Below are 16,282 nucleotides of genomic sequence, written 5' to 3' on the forward strand. Positions count from 1 at the left end.
CGTGCCGGGGATCGCTCAGCGCGAGGGGCGCGGGAAGAAGAACGCGACGCGCCGCTGGTAGTCCTGGTAGGCAGGGCGGTCGCCCATCTTGTCCTCGGTGCGCTTCGCGCCGGTCGCGTAGATGAGGAAGTACGACATCGCCACCGGCGCGGGGAGGGTCCAGGCGCCGGGGGACGAGGCGGCCGCGGCGAGCCAGGCGCCGTCCCACACCACCGAGTCGCCGAAGTAGTTGGGGTGGCGCGACCAGCCCCACAAGCCGGTGTCGAGCACCTCGAGGTCGTCGGGGACGTCGTCGTCCTGGCCGGCCTCGCGGGCCTTCTCCTTGGCGGCGGTGTACGCCGACTTCTGGCGGTCGGCGACGGCCTCGACGACCCCGCCCGCGATCATGACGGCGACGCCGGCGGGGAACAGCCAGCGGCGCGGCCCGCGCGGGAGCCGGCTCGCGGCGGCGACCTGGAGGGGGGCGGAGACGAGCAGCTGGGCGAGCGCCTGGGTGCCGAACACCTTGGCGAGCACGGTCGGGGTGGAGTCGCCTTCGAGGAACTCGGTGTAGCGCTCGTCCTCCTCGTCGGTGCCGGTCAGGCGCTGGAGCATGAGCGACTCCAGCCGGGCGGCCCAGACGGTGGTGACCGCGGCAAGCGCCCAGCGGCGCCAGGGGTCTCCCCGGCCGACCAGCGCGCTGGTGAGGGCCACGGCCGCGAGCCCGGGGCCCCACACGCCATCGGCGTAGTCGCGGCGACCGGCGCGCAGGGCGAGGGTCGCCGTGGTCGCCTGCAGAGCGGTCACGACGACGGCGGACGCCGCAGTGACGCGCCGCAGGTTGCTGGTGTCGAGGTCCATCGGGTGCTCCCTGTGGTCGAGGCGGCCGACCGGCGCACTCCGCCGGTACCCCGGTCACCAGCCGCACCCTCGACTGTCTGGGCCCCGGCAGGGGGTACTGCTCCTACACGGCCCCGCGCACCCTTCGGCACGGCGGGTCCGGTCGGTCGACAGCGGACAGGAGACACGCGTGGAGCTGGGCATCGAGGGCAGGACGGCGCTGGTCACGGGGGGTGACTCCGGGATCGGCTGGGAGACGGCGCGGATGCTGCTCGCCGAGGGCGCGACGGTCGTCATCTCCGACAAGGACGCCGACGAGCTGGCGCAGGCGGCACAGCGGCTGGAGGCGCCCGAGGGCCGGCTCCACCACGTCGCCGCCGACGTCACCTCGTTGGCCGAGCTCGAGACGCTGCGCGAGCGGGTCCACGAGCTGGCGGGACCGGTCGACATCCTGGTGCAGGCGTCGGGCGTGACCGGCGCCCAGGGGCTCTTCCACGAGATCGACGACCAGGGGTGGGTCGACACCCTCGAGGTCGACCTGCTGGGCCCGGTCCGGTTGGCGCGGACGTTCATCGACGACCTGCGCCGCGGGTGGGGCCGCCTGGTCTTCCTCACCTCTGAGGACGCCACGCAGCCCTACGACGACGAGCTGCCGTACTGCGCGGCCAAGGCCGGGGTGCTGTCCTTCGCCAAGGGCCTCTCCCGCAGCTACGCCACCGAGGGACTGCTGGTCAACTGCGTCTCCCCGGCCTTCATCCACACCCCGATGACCGACGCGATGATGGACAAGCGCTCCGAGGAGCTCGGCGTCTCCTTCGACGAGGCGGTCGAGAGCTTCCTGGACGAGGAGCGTCCCTACATGGAGCTCAAGCGGCGCGGCGAGCCGGAGGAGGTCGCCTCGGTGATCACCTTCCTGTGCTCGGAGCGGGCCAGCTTCGTCAACGGCGCGGAGTACCGGGTCGACTCCGGCTCGGTCGCCACCCTCTGACCGTCCTCACCGGCGGGGACAGCGCATGAGCTCAGCGAAACGGGGAAAGCGGAGGCCATGACGTCCATGCCCCGCTTCGATCATGTCGGGATCACCGTCGTCGACCTCGATGGCGCCACCTCCTTCTTCGAGAGCATCGGGCTGGAGGTCGAGGGGCGCTCGAGCATCGAGGGTGCCTTCATCGACACCGTCACCGGCATCCCGGGCTCGCGGACCGAGATCGTCATGATGAAGACGCCGGACGCCCACGCCCGTGTCGAGCTCTGCCGGTACGTGCACCCGGACGCGGCGCCCGGCGACCCGGCTGCGATGGCCAACGTGCTCGGGCTCCGCAACGTCTGTTTCGAGGTCGAGGACCTCCCCGCGGCCCTGGACAGCGTCCGGGCTGAGGGCTACGGCCTGGTCGGCGACGTCGGGGTCTACGAGGACGCCTGGCGGATGGCCTACGTCCGCGGACCCGACGGCATCATCGTCTCGCTCAGCGACCGGGTCGGCGCCGCCCGGCACGACCCCGACGCGAGGCCGTCCTGACCCGCGACCAGGGCCAACCACGTCGCACGGTCGCGGGACCTGCGCGGACGGATCCGGCGCGGCCTCGATCAGCGCCTGCCCGGACTCCGCGCCGAATGCTCGGCCTCAGACGGTCGGGACGGTCCCGCCGTCGATGACGTACTCGGCGCCGACGATCGCGGAGGCCCGGTCCGAGACCAGGAAGCCGACCAGGTCCGCGATCTCCTCGGTCCTCGCGAACCGGCCCAACGGGACGCCGCCGAGGGAGTCGAAGATGCGCTGCCTGGCCTCCTCGCGCGTCGAGCCGCTGCCGTGCGCGATCGAGTCCACGAAGGTCTCGTAGGCCTCGGTCTCGATCCCGCCGGGGCTGATCGTGTTGACGCGCACCCCCCGGGGCGCCACCTCGTTCGCGAGGCCCTTGCTGTACGTGCGCAGCGCCGCTTTCGCCGCCGCGTAGGGCAGCGTGGCCTCGTGCAGCGGCATCTCGCGCTGGATGGATCCGAAGTGCACGACCACGCCCGACCGGGCCTCGAGCATCGCCGGGAGGAGCGCGCGGTCGAGCCGCACCGCCCCGAGCAGGTTCAGGTTCAGCTCGGCGAGCCACTGCTCCTCGGAGGCGGCGGCAAATCCTCCCGGTGGTGTCGACGAGCCGCCGACCACGTGGACCAGGATGTCGAGCGGGCCGTCTGCTGCGGTGCGAGCCGCCACGTACGCCGCGCCCTGGGTGGTCGCCGTGTCCGCCTCGATGAAGCGGTCGGGGCGGTCGTAGCCCTCGGGTACGGTGCGGGCGCTCACCCAGACGTCGGCGCCCATCGCCCGGAGCCTGTCGACCACGGCCCGGCCGGCGCCCTTGGAGCCGCCCGTGACCAGCGCCCTGCGCCCGTCGAGACGGTCGCGGTCTCCGACTGCCCTGTCCACGGTCAGCCGAGGACGATGTCGAGACGGGTGATGCGCTCACCGTCGAGCGCGAACCGGTAGTCCAGGTCCGCGGTCGCGCCGGGGAAGTCGCCCTCGAGGTGGTGACGGACCACCCAGACCTCGCCGTCACGACCCACCCTGGTGATCGCGTCGGTGTAGGTGAACTCCGCCCCGGCCTCGCTGACGAAGCGCCGCAGGGAGTCCTCGCCGCTGAAGGACTCGCCCACGTCGCAGATGACGGCCCCTGGCGCCAGCAGGGCCAACGCGGCGTCCGCGTCACGCGCCTCCTGGGCGTCCTGGAAGGCGCGGATCGTGGTCGGGAGCTGCTCGGTGGAGGTGGAGGTGTCGCTGTCGTTGTCCATGCCCTCGAGCCTGGGCACTCGGGTCCCGCGAGAGTCAAGGACTGGAGTCTCCCCCGGGGAGAGAGTCCAGACTGCACGCATGTTGGCGATCGGCGAGTTCTCGCGGGTGACCCACCTCAGCATCCGCACGTTGCGGCGCTACCACGAGGTGGGGTTGCTCGAGCCGGAGCTGGTGGACGCGTCGAGCGGCTACCGCTACTACTCGGGCGACCAGATCCCGACCGCCCAGGTGATCCACAGGCTGCGCGAGCTCGACGTACCGCTGTCCGACGTCCGGCGCATCCTGCGTTCTCCCGACCCCGACCAGCGAGCGGCGCTGGTCGCCGAGCACCTCGAGCGTCTGGAGTCGGAGCTGGCGCGCACCCGCGTGGCGGTCACCTCCCTGCGACGGTTGCTGGCGCCGGAGCCGGCGCCGTTGGAGGTCGAGCTGCGCGCGGAGCCCGCGGTGACGGTCGCAGCCGTCGAGGACGAGGTGGGCGAGGGGGACGTCGTCGCCTGGTACGCCGGGGCGATGGCCGAGCTCGACGCGGCCCTCGGCCCGGCGGCCGGCGCCGGGCCGCCCGGCGGGCTCTACGACAACGCGCTCTTCGAGCGGGGTCGGGGGAACCTGCTGCTCTACCGGCCTGCTCCGGAGCCACCCACACGCGGGCGGGTCCACCCGGTGACGCTGCCCGCCGTCGAGCTCGTCGTCGCCACCCACCAGGGCGAACACGACGGCATCGACGTCACCTACGGCGAGCTCGGCGTCTGGGTCACCAGGAACGCCCTGACGGTGGCCGGGCCGGTGCGAGAGCGCTACCTCGTGGGTCCGCGCGACACCGACGACAGCGCCGCCTGGCGCACCGAGATCGGCTGGCCCGTGTTCCGCGTGGCCAGGACGTCCTGACGGACCGTGCGGACCGGTCCGGTGAGTGGCACGGTTCGGCAACGAAACGGCGGATGTTGGGGTCGGCGACCGGTCGTGAGGGATGCTGTAGGGGATGAGCACTTCAGCGCGCCGACCACGTCACCCGGCCTCGAGTCCTTTCAAGTCCGATCCGGAGCCGATCGTCGAGGAGTTCGCGGTCGACGACCTGGTGTCCCACGACAGCTACGGGATGGGGCGGGTCATCCACGTCGACGAGGCGTCGGTGACGGTCGACTTCCGGCCCCAGCGGGTGCGTGTGCAGCGCCCGTTCGCCAAGCTGTCGAAGATCTAGCCTGTCCCACGGGTCGGCCTCTGGGGCCTTCCCGTGGGGTCCTCGTGCTGCCACGATCGGGGCGGGAGGTCGCGATGCCGCGTCAGGTCATCACCACAGCCGGTGCGCCGGGCTCGCCGCTGTTCAGTCAGGCGGTGCGGGCCGGGTCGCTGGTGTTCGTCTCCGGGACCACGGGGACCGATCCGAGCACGGGGCGGATGGCGGGGGACGGGATCCAGGAGCAGACGCGGCAGGCGCTGGCGAACTGTGAGGCGATCCTGGCCGCGGCGGGTGGGTCGCTGGACGACGTCGTCGAGGTGGGGGTGCTGCTCGCAGACCCGGACGACTTCGCCGGCATGAACGAGGAGTGGGGGCGGTGGTTCCCGTCGGACCCGCCGGCTCGCTACGCGGCGCGGCTCGGGCCGGTGGTGCCGGGGCTGCTCGTCTCGATCCGGATGACGGCCTCGCTCGGGTGAACCCTGGACGCCGGTCGCGCTAGCGCTTGCGGCGACCGAACATGCGGCCGAGGCGGGCGGCGGCTGAGCCGGGGGGCTTGATGTCGATGACGTTCGAGCCGTCGGGCTGGGGGAGGGCGGCGGCCTCGTCGGCCGAGAGGGTCGTGCGGACGTGGGTGGTGAAGATCGAGTCGATCTGGTCGGCGTCCACGAAGCGCCTGCCGTCGTCGGTGTCGACGACGATGCCGTCGAAGACCGAGACCAGCTCATCGACGAGCACCGACCGCACGGTCGCGAACGGCTGACCGTCCGTCGTCTGGACGGGCGTCCCCGGCTGGAGAGCCGTGTAGGCGATCGGGTGCGGCTCCGACTCGGACATGCCGTCACGGTACGCACCGCCCGCAACCCGAGGGTGGCCGCGACGTCGGGCGGCGGGCGGGGCCGCGGCGCGGAGGCGGCCATGGCCCGAAGGTGTCATGCGGCACGGCGCCGGTGGCGGCAGTGTGGGTGGATGCGCACTCGTCCGGCACGGATCGCGGCGGCACTGCTCGCCCTCACGCTCGGCTTCCTGGTGGTCACGAACCCCCTGGTCGGTGAGGCGGCGGGCCGGATCACCGGGAAGCAGATCAAGAACGGCACGATCACCGGCAAGGACGTCAAGAACGGCGGGCTGGCCGGAGCCGACCTGCGCGACGACAGCGTCACCGGGGCCGACGTGGCCGAGTCGTCGCTGGGCGTGGTGCCGCGGGCCGGGGACGCGAACACCCTCGCGGGGCGAGCGGCCTCGGCGTACGGGACCGCGGCCACGGCCTACACCCTTCCTTCGGTCAACTCGCCCACCACCGACCGGACCTTCACCTTCACCGGGCTCGGCGCTGGGACCTACCTGGTCAGCTACTCGGTGGACCTGCTCCTCGGTTCGGGCGCGGTCCGGTGCATCGTGGTACCCGCGGCGGGCGCCCCAGGCGTCTTCGCGCCGTCCTACGCGCTGTCGATGGGCGTCTACGGCACGGCTGTCGGTTCCGGGCTGGTGAGCGTCGCCGCCGGGGCCGTTCCCCGCCTGCGCTGCACCGGCGACGCGTTCTCCGTCTTCGGTGGAACGGGTGGGGGCTCGGCGGTCACCTTCCTCCGCGTCGACTCGGTGACCCCAGGTCCCCCCGTCGGCTGAGGTCCCAGGGCCTCACGCCGGCTGTCGGAGCCCGGCGTCGATGAGGGCGGCCCAGCAGTCGAGGAAGTCGGCGGTGAGCTCGGGGTTGGCGTCGAGCGCGCCGGAGACCACGGCGCCGGTGCGGACCATCATCAGCTGCTCGGCGGTGGCGCGGGGGGTGCGGTGGTCGAGCTGCTCGAGGAGCTCCTCGATGCGGCGGGTGACCCAGGTGCGGATCTCGCGGGCGTGGACGCGGGCGGGGTGGCCGCCGGTGAACTCGGCGGAGGCGTTGATGAAGGGGCAGCCGCGGGGCACCTGGCCGAAGTCGTCGCGGGTGAGGGCCTCGGCCAGCTCGTCGAGGGCGGCCCGGGGATCGCCCTGGTGGCGCTCGACGATGCCGTCGACCTGGGCGTGGTCGAAGTCGCTGCGGCGCTGGAGGTACGCCGAGACGAGGTCGTCCTTGGAGGGGAAGTGGCGGTAGAGCGTCACGTTGGTGACCTCCGACTCCGCGACGATGCGCTGGATGCCGACGGCGTGGATGCCCTCCTCGTAGAAGAGGCGGTCGGCCGTGGCGAGGATCCGCTCCCTCGCCGCCGAGGGCTTGGGCTGTCGCACCTGGTCGCTCACCGTGGTCCCCTCCGTCCCGAGCTCCCTGCTGTTCACCCCGCGACCCTTGCCAGGCCGCCGCGCGTACCCCTACCTTAGCGAGCACGTAGGTAGAACGATCGCTCTACCGCTCCTGGAAGGGGTTGTCCATGTCTGCTCCGGTGCTCTTCATCCACGGCCTGTGGCTGCACGCACGGTCGTGGGACGGGTGGGTCGAGCGCTTCCGTTCGGCCGGGTACGCCGACTGCTCGGCGCCCGGCTGGCCAGGGGACCCCGAGACGGTCGAGGAGGCGCGCGCGCACCCGGACGCGATCGCGGACCACGGGATCGACGACGTGGTCGCGCACTTCGCGTCGGTCATCGCCGACCTGCCCGAGAAGCCGATCCTGGTGGGGCACTCGTTCGGCGGGATGATCGCCCAGCGGCTGCTCGGCGAGGACCTCGCGGCGGCGGCGATCGCGATCGACGCGGCCCAGATCAAGGGCGTGCTGCCGCTGCCGCTGTCGGCGCTCAAGGCGACGCTGCCGGTGTTCAAGAACCCGGCCAACCGGCACCGGGCGGTGTCGCTGACGGCCGAGCAGTTCCGGTTCGCGTTCGGCAACGCGATCCCCGCCGAGGAGTCGGACGAGCTGTTCGAGCGCTGGACGATCCCCGCGCCGGGCAAGCCGCTGTTCGAGGCGGCCGCCGCGAACTTCAACCCGCACTCGCCGGCCAAGGTGGACACCCACAACTCCGGTCGCGGGCCGCTGCTGCTCATCATGGGCGGCCAGGACCACACGGTGCCGGAGGCGGTCACCAAGGCGACGCTCAAGCAGTACCGCCACAGCGAGGCGGTCACCGACATCCTCGAGTTCGAGGACCGCGCACACTCCCTGACCATCGACCACGGGTGGACCGACGTGGCGGACGCGTGCCTGGACTGGCTGAAGAAGCAGGGGCTCTGAGCGTGGACCTCGCGCTGGCGGGACGTCGCGCGGTGGTCACCGGCGCCAGCAAGGGCATCGGGCTGGCCATCACGCGGGCCCTGGCCGTGGAGGGCGCCGCGGTGGTGGCGGGGTCGCTCAGCGGCAGCGCCGAGCTCGACGAGCTGGCGGAGCAGCACGACGTGCGCTCCGTGCGGGTGGACCTGAGCACGCCGGAGGGCCCGGCCGAGCTCGTCGAGGCGGCGACGCGCGACGGCGACGCGCTCGACGTGCTGGTCAACAACGTCGGCGCGGTCCGACCCCGGCTCGACGGGTTCGTCGCGATCACCGACGCCGAGTGGGAGCAGACCTTCACGCTGAACTTCCTGGCGGCCATGCGCACCATGCGCGCTGCGGTCCCGCACCTGACGGGTCGACCGGGCGCCAGCATCGTCACGGTCAGCTCGGTCAACGCGTTCCTGCCGGACCCGGGGGTGGTCGACTACAGCGCCGCCAAGGGCGCGCTCACCAACCTGTGCAAGTCGCTGTCCAAGGAGCTGGGCCCCGACATCCGCGTCAACACGGTCAGCCCCGGGCCCGTGCGCACCGACCTGTGGCTCGGCGACCTCGGGGTGGCCGCGACCGTCGCACACGGCAGCGGCGCCGACGCCTCGGACGTCGTACGCCAGCAGGAGGCCGCGGCGCCCTCGGGGCGCTTCACCTTCCCCGAGGAGGTCGCGGACCTGGTCGTGTTCCTCGCGAGCGACCGCGCGGCCAACATCACCGGCAGCGACGTCGTCATCGACGGTGGGCTCGTGACGACGCTCTGAGCGGTGCCGGTCAGGAGGCGAGGGCGGCGGCGAGCTTGCGCAGGGCGGGCTGGGCCTTGACCAGCAGCTCGAGGTCGGCGGGAGCGAGGGCGGCGAGGGTGTAGCGGAGATGGTGCACGGCCCGGGAGCGTCCGGCTGAGCGCACCTCGTCGCCGGCGGGGGTGTTGGCGTACCCCGGGCCTGCTGGATCGACCTCGGCGACGAGGTCGAGGCCGCCGAGCAGCTTGAGAGCGCGGCGGATGCGGGCGGTGGGGCGCTCGAGGTCTCGGGCCATGGCGGTGGGGGTGGTGCCCGGGTTCCTCGCGAGGTGCAGCAGCACGGACAGCTCGACCTCGCTGAGGCTCTCGCGGCCGCTGCGGCGCTCCATGTCGACGCGGACGGTCTGGCGCAGGCCGTCGAAGGCGACGCCGAGGGTGACCAGGTCGTCGAGGAGGTCGGTGTCCTGCTGGGGGGTCATGCGGGCAGCGATGCGACGGCGAGGTGGACGGCCCCCACGAGCTCGGCGCGGCTGCCGAGCTCGGCGGGCAGCACCTCGAGGGCGGCGAACGTCGCGGGTTGGGCGTGGCGACGCACGGCCTGCTCGACGCCGTCGAAGAGGACGCCGCCGGCCTCGCCGAGCTCGCCGCCGATGACGAGGGCCGAGGGGTTGACCAGGTTGCAGAACTCGGCGAGGACGGCCCCCAGGACCAGCCCGGCCTCGTTGAGGATGCGCTCGGAGACCGGGTCGGAGGGATGGGCCACCTCGAGCAGCCCCGGGTCGGTCTGCGGGTGGGTGTGGGCCAGCTGGTGGCGGATCGACTGCACGGAGACCACCGCCTCCAGGCAGCCACGGTTGCCACAGCGGCACAGCTCGGTGTGTCCGGCGAGCTGGGTGTGGCCGATCTCGCCGGCCAGGCCGGTGGCCCCGGTGTAGGGCTGGCCGTTGACGACCAGGGCGGCGCCGATGCCGTGCGAGGCCTTGACGTAGAGGAAGTCGCGGTGGAAACGCCCGGCGCCGCGCGCGAGCTCGCCGTACGCGCCCAGGACTGCGTCGTTGGCGACCGCGACCGGTACGCCGAGCCGCTGCTGGAGCTCGGTGGCGGGGGCGAGTCCGACCCAGCTGGACAGGATCGTCGGCGACTGGACCAGCCCCGACTTGCGGTCCACCGGGCCGGGGATGCCGGCGGCCACGGCGGCCAGCTCGGTCGTGCCCTGCTCGGCCATCAGCTCCTGGAGCATCGCCGACGCGGTCTCGAGCGCCTCCTGCGCGTGCAGGTCGACGTCGAGCTCCACGCGGCGCTCGACGAGCTCGGTGCCGCGGGCGTCGGCCAGCGCCACGCAGACGTGGTTGTGGCCGAAGTCGATGCCGGCGACGGTGGATCTCGAGGGCTCGACGGTCAGGCGCATGGCCGGTCGGCCGCTGCCCGATCCCGGGCCCTTCTCGACCACCTCGGCCTCGGCGAGGCGGCCCGAAGCGAGCAGGCGACCCACCGCACTGTGGACCGTGCTGCGGGACAGACCGCTCATCTCGGCCAGCTCGGAGCGCGTGGCGGCCTGACCCGTGCGGACGAGGTGGTAGAGGTCCTCGCTCGTCCGGTCGCGCGGCGCCACCGTCTGGTCGACCATGGCGCGACCCTATGGCGACGCCCGCCCACGACGCCAGGGCGGGACAATGGTTTTCTGTCGACGTGTCCTGGCGGGCCCTCCAGCCATCGTGCGACTCGGAGACGCCGGAATTGGTTGTTCCTCGCTCATTAATTTGTTTGACGGGCATTCATAAAAGCCGATGTGAGATTCCCTTTTCGACCTGTTGACAGCCGAAAAGACCGGCGCTTACTTTTCGTCGTGTTTCCAGCAGATGAACGGATTCCCCCAGCGGCCGCCTTTCCGGGATCTCCGGTCGCGCCCTTCTGGCGTCCTCGTCGACGCCGTGCAGAGAGGACGACAATGCACACGTTCACGACCACCACGAGGGGGTCGGGTGCTCGCCGTGCGACAGCGTTGCTGGGCAGCGCTCTCCTCGTCGGGACCCTGGCCTGGGCCGGGTCCGGCACCCTCGCCGAGGCGGCGGTCAGCGGGGCGCCCGCTGCCGCGAGCGCGGACTCGCCGGCCATCGCGGCCGACGCGCCGTACACCAAGACCGTCTCCTGGCTGCTCTCCCAGCTGAGCGTCGCGGAGAAGATCACCCTGGTCCGCAGCGGCACCGACCCGGACAACCACGGCCAGGCGGGCTACCTCGCCGGCGTGCCGCGGCTGGGCATCCCCGAGATCCGTCACGTCGACGCCATGGGCATCAACACCCGCAACGACACCACCGCCTTCCCGACCCGGCTCGGGCTGGCGTCGTCGTTCAACCGCGACGCCTACACCGAGCTCGGTGAGCAGGTCGGCAAGGAGGGCCTCGCGAGCGACGTCGACCTCGTCTACGGACCCCAGGTCGACATGGCCCGCTTCCCGTCGTGGTCGCGCAACCTCACGACCAACGGCGAGGACGCCTACGTCTCGAGCGAGTTCTCCGCGACCGAGATCAAGGGCATCCAGAGCCAGGGCCTGCTCTCGCAGGTCAAGCACGTGTCGATGTACAACGGCCAGAACCAGGCCGTGCCGTCGCTGGTGAGCTCGCAGGCTGCGCACGAGGTCTACCTCGCCCCCGCGCAGTCGGCGATCGAGGACGGCGGCGTCTCCTCGGTGATGTGCTCCTACGCGACGTTCCAGATCGTCGGCGAGCAGAGCAAGCCGGACTACGCCTGCTCCAACTCCAACCTCAACAACCAGATCGTCAAGACCGAGTTCGGGCTCAAGGGGTTCATCACCTCCGACTACGGCGGCAGCAAGGCCACCTCGGACCTGCTGGCCGGCATGGACAACGAGTTCTCCACGCAGAACTTCACCGCGGCCAAGCTGACGCCGCTCGTGGACACCACCTCGTCGAGCTACGACCCGGCGTACGCCGCGCGGCTGGACGACGCGGTCGCCCGCATGGTCTACGAGTACGAGCGGTTCGGCCTGCTGGACAACAGCAAGATCCCCGCGGCCTACCAGTCGAGCGTCCCGCAGCACGGTGACGTCTCCTCGACCGACAACAGCACGCACATCGACAAGCAGGCCGGCATCGCGCTCTCGCTCAAGCTCGCGGAGCAGTCGGGCGTCCTGCTCAAGAACGACGCGAACGCGCTCCCGCTGTCCACGTCCGGCACCGTCGCCGTCGTCGGCCCCACCGCGACGCTGATGCCCAGCAGCCCCGGTGGCGAGCGCTCCCGCGGCTTCGGGGACCGCAACACCATCACCCCACTGAAGGCGATCCAGACTGCGATCGGGACCGCCAAGGTCACGTCGGCGCCCGGCGTCGACTGGATCGGCACCACGGTCCCGGCCGCCAACCTGTTCACGACCAACGACGTCACCGGCCCGCAGGGGCTGACCCTGACCGGTACCGACGCCAGCAACAACCCGATCACGCCCACGGTCGTGACCACGGTGGACGGCAACCAGACCAACCTGGCCAAGGGCGGGACCTACACCTGGACCGGCTACCTCAACGTCACGACCGCTGACAACTACCAGCTGCTGCTCCAGCGGCCCTACGGCTCGGACTCCGGCATCCCGACCCAGTTCAACGGCGGCGTCGCCCCCGAGGGTCGCGGCGGCGGGGCGGCGTCGAGCATGACGCTGAGCGTCGACGGCGCGCAGCAGACGATCGCCAACCCGGGCAGCAACATCCTCCCGAACGACTTCCCGGACGCCAAGCGGGCCTCGAACGGCCAGTACCTCGGCAAGGACAACCAGGGCATCGCCCTGGACCTGACCCCGGGGCTGCACCAGATCTCGTTCACCTACAAGCCGCAGCTCACCACGGCCCAGACCCCGACGATGCGCTTCGCCTGGGCCCCGCTCAACGCCAACACCACCAAGTCGGTGCAGGCGGCGCAGAGCGCCGACAACACCGTCATCTTCGTCGACGACTCGGGCGCCGGTACGGCGGAGGGCGGCGGCGACAACTCGTCCACCACCGCCTCGCTCAAGGCACTCAGCGCCAAGCAGGCGAACCTGGTCAACACCGTCGCCGACGCGGCGCACGCGGCCGGGCACAAGGTCACCGTGGTCGTGAACTCCGGTGGCGCCATCGCGATGCCGTGGGCCAGCAAGGCCGACGCCATCTTGGAGATGTGGTACCCGGGTCAGGAGGGAGGGACGGCGACCGCCAACCTCCTGTACGGCACGACCGACCCCTCGGGTCGCCTGCCGATGACCTTCCCGAAGGACAACGACTCGACCCCGTTCAGCGGCAAGCCCGAGCGCAGTGCGGGGACCACCGCTGCTGACGAGACCACCCCGTCGATCAAGTGGACCGACGGCGTGGACGTGGGCTACCGCTGGTACACCGACCCGACCGCCAACACGAGCGGATTCACGCCGCTCTTCGCGTTCGGCCACGGCCTGTCGTACACCACGTTCGACTACTCCGGCCTCGCGGTGAAGCCGGCGGCCGACGGTGGGCTCGACGTCACGTTCACGGTCAAGAACACCGGCACCCGGGCCGGCGGCACCGCACCGCAGATCTACCTGGGGAAGTCGCCGGACCTGGCGGCGCCGGTGGCCGACAACCACGGCATCGTGACGTCGGGGTTCCAGCAGTCGGCGCAGAAGCTGGTCCAGTTCGACCATGTCGACCTGGCCGCCGGCGCGTCGAAGACGGAGACGCTGCACGTCGACGTCCAGCAGCTGTCGGCGTGGGACGGCCCGGCGCAGAAGTGGGTCGTCGGCACCGGCGCCCGCACGGTGAGCCTGGCGGCGGCCTCGGACGACATCAAGCAGTCCGTCACCACCACCGTGCGCACCGACCTGGCGGCCCCGGCGGTCACCTCGCAGCCGCAGGCTGACGTGACCACCACGGTCGGCGGCGTGGTCACGCTGAGCGCGGCGGCCACGGGCACCCCCGCCCCGACGGTGCGCTGGCAGCGCTCCGCCGACGGGGCCTCGTGGAGCGACGTGCCGGGTGCGGTGGCGACCAGCTACCAGTTCACCGCGACGGCGGCCGACAACGGTGCGCAGTACCGCGCGGTGTTCACCAACGACCTGGGCTCGGTCACCACGACCGCGACCAAGGTCCACGTCACCCGACCGGCCCTCAGTGCGCCGAGCATCAAGGAGGGCAAGCTCAAGCACCACGGCCGCTCCTACACCCTGAAGTGGAGCGCGGCGACGCCGGCGAGCTCGCTCGGTGGCTACCAGGTGCTCGACGGCTCCAAGGTGATCGCGACGGTCGGGTCCGACCAGACCCAGGTGAAGGTCAAGCTGTCCAAGGGCAAGCACAAGCTCGCCGTCCGGGCGGTCGCGGTCGACGCCCTCGTCCAGGGCGGTGACGTCACCTCCGCCACGGTCACGGTGAAGGTCGGCAAGAAGAAGTAGCACCGCTGGCCCGAGCCCCGGCTCGCCAGCCTGCGTGAGCCCCTGTCCGGTACGCCGGGCAGGGGCTCACCTGTGCTCGGTGGACGCGTGTCCTCTACGGGCTGCCGGGTGCCCGCCGTGCTCACGGCGTGTCCGCCCTCGATGACGGGACGGACCCGCCCCGCAGCACCCGTTCACGGGATGCCGGTGATCGTCTGCGCGCGGAGCATGGCACTGGTCAGTCGTCAGCCGTCCGGCGGTGTGGAGGGGTCATGGGCAGAGCAGTAGGCATCGACCTGGGAACGACGAACTCGGTGATCGCGGCGATGGAGGGCGGTCAGCCCCAGGTCGTCCCCAATGCGGAGGGCAACCGCACGACGCCGTCCGTGGTCGCCTTCCTGGAGAACGGCGAGCGACTGGTCGGTCAGATGGCGCGACGCCAGGCGATCCTGAACCCGAAGGGCACGATCTACTCCGCGAAGCGCTTCATCGGCCACAGGTACGACGAGGTCGGCAGCGAGCTGACCGCCGTCTCGTTCGACGTGGTCCCGGGGCCGGACGGTGCGGCGCGCTTCCAGATCAACGGCAAGCTCTACGCTCCGGAGGAGATCTCGGCGCAGGTGCTCCGGAAGCTGGTCGACGACGCCGGGAAGTTCCTCGGTGAGCGCGTCACCGAGGCCGTCATCACCGTCCCAGCGCACTTCAACGACGCCCAGCGACAGGCCACCAAGGACGCGGGGAGGATCGCGGGACTGGACGTCCTGCGCATCATCAACGAGCCCACGGCGGCCGCCCTCGCCTACGGGATGGACAAGCTCGAGAACGAGACCGTGCTGGTCTTCGACCTCGGCGGCGGCACGTTCGACGTGAGCATCCTGACGGTCGGGGACGGCGTGGTCGAGGTCCGGTCGACGGCCGGCGACACGCACCTGGGTGGGGACGACTTCGACCGGCGCATCGTCGACCACCTGGCCGAGGACTTCAAGAAGTCCAACGGCATCGACCTGCGTGACGACTCCCAGGCGCTGCAGCGTCTGTTCGAGGCCGCGGAGAAGGACAAGGTGGAGCTCTCGGCCGTCACCCAGACCGCTGTCAACCTGCCCTTCGTCACCGCCGACGCCTCCGGGCCCCAGCACCTCAACGTCAACCTGATGCGCTCGACGTTCGAGCAGCTCACCGCCGACCTCGTCGAGCGCTGTCTCGGCCCGGTCCGACAGGCGCTGGAGGACGCCAAGGTCACCGCCGACGACATCGACGAGGTCATCCTCGTGGGTGGTTCGACCCGGATTCCCGCAGTGCAGGCGCTGGTACGCCGTCTGACCGGCGGCAAGGACCCCAACATGACGGTCAACCCCGACGAGGTCGTCGCCATCGGTGCGGCCGTCCAGGCGGCGATCATCAAGGGCGACATCAAGGACGTACTGCTCCTCGACGTCACGCCCCTGTCGCTGGGGCTCGAGACCATGGGTGGGGTGATGACCAAGGTCATCGAGCGCAACACCACCATCCCGGCTCGGCGGACCGAGGTCTTCAGCACCGCCGAGGACGACCAGTCCGCCGTCGACGTCGTCGTCCTCCAGGGTGAGCGGGAGAGAGCAGCGGACAACCGCGTGCTGGCCCGGTTCCGGCTCGAGGACATCCGGCCCGCACCCCGCGGGACGCCCCAGATCGAGGTCACCTTCGACATCGACGCCAACGGCATCCTGCACGTCTCGGCGCGCGACGAGGACACCGGCGCCGAGCAGCAGGTGACCATCAGCGAGACCTCCACGCTCAGCCCGGAGGAGGTCGACCGGATGGTCAAGGACGCCGAGTCCCACCGCGGTGAGGACGCCGCCCTGCGCGAGCGGGTCGACGCACGCAACGACCTCGACTCCGTGGCCTACCAGGTGCGCAAGGCCCTCGAGGGCGCCGGCGCATCGGTGCCGGAGCACGACCGCGCCCGTGCCGAGATGCTGGTCGAGGAGGCCAGGCAGGCCATCGAGAGCGACCAGCCCGTCGACCGGCTCCGCGCCCTGACCGGGGAGCTGCACCAGCTGAGCCAGGCGCTGAACTCCGCGTCGCGAGGCGGTGGGGGACCCGCGGCCGGCGCGGCGAGCTCCCCGGGTGACCCCGCGAGTGACAGTGACGACGAGGACGTCATCGACGCCGAGTTCACGGCGCACTGACGGCCGTGGCCGACCTTGACGCACCGACATCC

General features: G+C 71.5%; 17 protein-coding genes. 10 read left to right on the plus strand and 7 right to left on the minus strand.

Going from position 1 to position 16,282, the window contains the following annotated elements; all coding sequences use genetic code 11:
- Nucleotides 1–15: 15 nt before the first annotated feature.
- Entirely contained in the window at nt 16–840 is an 825-nt protein-coding gene (locus tag G5V58_RS01675; protein WP_165228185.1) for a DUF1295 domain-containing protein, read from the minus strand.
- Between the two features lie 169 nt (nt 841–1,009).
- Here G5V58_RS01675 and G5V58_RS01680 point away from each other — a divergent pair, with 169 nt between their 5' ends.
- Both G5V58_RS01680 and G5V58_RS01685 read left to right on the plus strand, forming a co-directional pair.
- Nucleotides 1,010–1,807 carry an SDR family NAD(P)-dependent oxidoreductase gene (locus tag G5V58_RS01680; protein ID WP_165228187.1) on the plus strand — a complete coding sequence of 266 codons (798 nt, stop codon included), beginning with the start codon at nt 1,010–1,012 and terminating at the stop codon, nt 1,805–1,807.
- 57 nt (nt 1,808–1,864) lie between these two features.
- Complete coding sequence (locus G5V58_RS01685) at nt 1,865–2,338, plus strand: VOC family protein (protein WP_165228189.1); 474 nt, start codon at nt 1,865–1,867, stop codon at nt 2,336–2,338.
- Between the two features lie 105 nt (nt 2,339–2,443).
- On the opposite strand, the gene G5V58_RS01690 is transcribed toward G5V58_RS01685, so the two are convergent.
- A complete protein-coding gene (locus G5V58_RS01690; protein WP_165228191.1) occupies nt 2,444–3,235 on the minus strand; it encodes an SDR family oxidoreductase in 792 nt (263 codons plus the stop codon).
- A gap of 2 nt (nt 3,236–3,237) precedes the next feature.
- Nucleotides 3,238–3,597, minus strand: a complete 360-nt coding sequence (locus G5V58_RS01695; protein WP_165228193.1) for a nuclear transport factor 2 family protein — start codon at nt 3,595–3,597, stop codon at nt 3,238–3,240.
- 79 nt (nt 3,598–3,676) lie between these two features.
- Between G5V58_RS01695 and G5V58_RS01700 the strand changes: the two genes are divergently transcribed.
- The 3 genes from G5V58_RS01700 to G5V58_RS01710 all read left to right on the plus strand — a co-directional run bounded on the left by G5V58_RS01700 (nt 3,677) and on the right by G5V58_RS01710 (nt 5,251).
- The gene (locus G5V58_RS01700; protein WP_165228195.1) at nt 3,677–4,483 is read left to right on the plus strand and encodes a MerR family transcriptional regulator; all 807 of its coding nucleotides are present in this window, start codon (nt 3,677–3,679) and stop codon (nt 4,481–4,483) included.
- A gap of 94 nt (nt 4,484–4,577) precedes the next feature.
- Entirely contained in the window at nt 4,578–4,796 is a 219-nt protein-coding gene (locus G5V58_RS01705; RefSeq protein WP_165228197.1) for a hypothetical protein, read from the plus strand.
- Between the two features lie 74 nt (nt 4,797–4,870).
- Nucleotides 4,871–5,251, plus strand: a complete 381-nt coding sequence (locus G5V58_RS01710; protein ID WP_165228199.1) for a RidA family protein — start codon at nt 4,871–4,873, stop codon at nt 5,249–5,251.
- A 19-nt stretch (nt 5,252–5,270) separates the two neighbouring features.
- Here G5V58_RS01710 and G5V58_RS01715 read toward each other — a convergent pair whose 3' ends face one another.
- The gene (locus tag G5V58_RS01715; RefSeq protein WP_165228201.1) at nt 5,271–5,609 is read right to left on the minus strand and encodes a hypothetical protein; all 339 of its coding nucleotides are present in this window, start codon (nt 5,607–5,609) and stop codon (nt 5,271–5,273) included.
- A gap of 132 nt (nt 5,610–5,741) precedes the next feature.
- Between G5V58_RS01715 and G5V58_RS01720 the strand changes: the two genes are divergently transcribed.
- Entirely contained in the window at nt 5,742–6,398 is a 657-nt protein-coding gene (locus G5V58_RS01720; protein WP_165228203.1) for a hypothetical protein, read from the plus strand.
- 12 nt (nt 6,399–6,410) lie between these two features.
- Here G5V58_RS01720 and G5V58_RS01725 read toward each other — a convergent pair whose 3' ends face one another.
- Nucleotides 6,411–7,040: a TetR/AcrR family transcriptional regulator gene (locus G5V58_RS01725; RefSeq protein ID WP_230487000.1), complete on the minus strand. Its 630-nt coding sequence runs from the start codon at nt 7,038–7,040 to the stop codon at nt 6,411–6,413.
- A gap of 92 nt (nt 7,041–7,132) precedes the next feature.
- Between G5V58_RS01725 and G5V58_RS01730 the strand changes: the two genes are divergently transcribed.
- Nucleotides 7,133–7,927, plus strand: a complete 795-nt coding sequence (locus tag G5V58_RS01730; protein ID WP_165228205.1) for an alpha/beta hydrolase — start codon at nt 7,133–7,135, stop codon at nt 7,925–7,927.
- Nucleotides 7,928–7,929: 2 nt separating this feature from the next.
- Complete coding sequence (locus G5V58_RS01735) at nt 7,930–8,715, plus strand: SDR family NAD(P)-dependent oxidoreductase (RefSeq protein ID WP_165228207.1); 786 nt, start codon at nt 7,930–7,932, stop codon at nt 8,713–8,715.
- 10 nt (nt 8,716–8,725) lie between these two features.
- On the opposite strand, the gene G5V58_RS01740 is transcribed toward G5V58_RS01735, so the two are convergent.
- Nucleotides 8,726–9,172, minus strand: coding sequence for a hypothetical protein (locus G5V58_RS01740; protein ID WP_165228209.1), 447 nt, complete (start codon nt 9,170–9,172; stop codon nt 8,726–8,728).
- Nucleotides 9,169–10,320 (minus strand): ROK family transcriptional regulator, encoded by a 1,152-nt coding sequence (locus G5V58_RS01745; RefSeq protein ID WP_165228211.1) that lies wholly within the window; start codon nt 10,318–10,320, stop codon nt 9,169–9,171. Before G5V58_RS01745 ends, G5V58_RS01740 begins: the two co-directional genes overlap by 4 nt.
- Nucleotides 10,321–10,695: 375 nt before the next feature.
- Between G5V58_RS01745 and G5V58_RS01750 the strand changes: the two genes are divergently transcribed.
- Both G5V58_RS01750 and dnaK read left to right on the plus strand, forming a co-directional pair.
- Nucleotides 10,696–14,103 (plus strand): glycoside hydrolase family 3 protein, encoded by a 3,408-nt coding sequence (locus G5V58_RS01750; RefSeq protein ID WP_165228213.1) that lies wholly within the window; start codon nt 10,696–10,698, stop codon nt 14,101–14,103.
- A 251-nt stretch (nt 14,104–14,354) separates the two neighbouring features.
- Nucleotides 14,355–16,250 (plus strand): molecular chaperone DnaK, encoded by a 1,896-nt coding sequence (dnaK, locus tag G5V58_RS01755; RefSeq protein WP_165228215.1) that lies wholly within the window; start codon nt 14,355–14,357, stop codon nt 16,248–16,250.
- Nucleotides 16,251–16,282: the final 32 nt, after the last annotated feature.

Origin of the sequence: Nocardioides anomalus (assembly GCF_011046535.1) — a bacterium.
In the GTDB taxonomy this organism is placed as follows: Bacteria; Actinomycetota; Actinomycetes; order Propionibacteriales; family Nocardioidaceae; genus Nocardioides; species Nocardioides anomalus.

Bases quoted from the DNA above. Each gene is read 5' to 3' on its own strand.
- G5V58_RS01740 (WP_165228209.1), bottom strand. From the start codon at position 9,172: ATGACCCCCCAGCAGGACACCGACCTCCTCGACGACCTGGTCACCCTC.
- dnaK (WP_165228215.1), top strand. From the start codon at position 14,355: ATGGGCAGAGCAGTAGGCATCGACCTGGGAACGACGAACTCGGTGATC.
- G5V58_RS01745 (WP_165228211.1), bottom strand. From the start codon at position 10,320: ATGGTCGACCAGACGGTGGCGCCGCGCGACCGGACGAGCGAGGACCTC.
- G5V58_RS01705 (WP_165228197.1), top strand. From the start codon at position 4,578: ATGAGCACTTCAGCGCGCCGACCACGTCACCCGGCCTCGAGTCCTTTC.
- G5V58_RS01710 (WP_165228199.1), top strand. From the start codon at position 4,871: ATGCCGCGTCAGGTCATCACCACAGCCGGTGCGCCGGGCTCGCCGCTG.
- G5V58_RS01675 (WP_165228185.1), bottom strand. From the start codon at position 840: ATGGACCTCGACACCAGCAACCTGCGGCGCGTCACTGCGGCGTCCGCC.
- G5V58_RS01700 (WP_165228195.1), top strand. From the start codon at position 3,677: ATGTTGGCGATCGGCGAGTTCTCGCGGGTGACCCACCTCAGCATCCGC.
- G5V58_RS01695 (WP_165228193.1), bottom strand. From the start codon at position 3,597: ATGGACAACGACAGCGACACCTCCACCTCCACCGAGCAGCTCCCGACC.
- G5V58_RS01720 (WP_165228203.1), top strand. From the start codon at position 5,742: ATGCGCACTCGTCCGGCACGGATCGCGGCGGCACTGCTCGCCCTCACG.
- G5V58_RS01730 (WP_165228205.1), top strand. From the start codon at position 7,133: ATGTCTGCTCCGGTGCTCTTCATCCACGGCCTGTGGCTGCACGCACGG.
- G5V58_RS01685 (WP_165228189.1), top strand. From the start codon at position 1,865: ATGACGTCCATGCCCCGCTTCGATCATGTCGGGATCACCGTCGTCGAC.
- G5V58_RS01715 (WP_165228201.1), bottom strand. From the start codon at position 5,609: ATGTCCGAGTCGGAGCCGCACCCGATCGCCTACACGGCTCTCCAGCCG.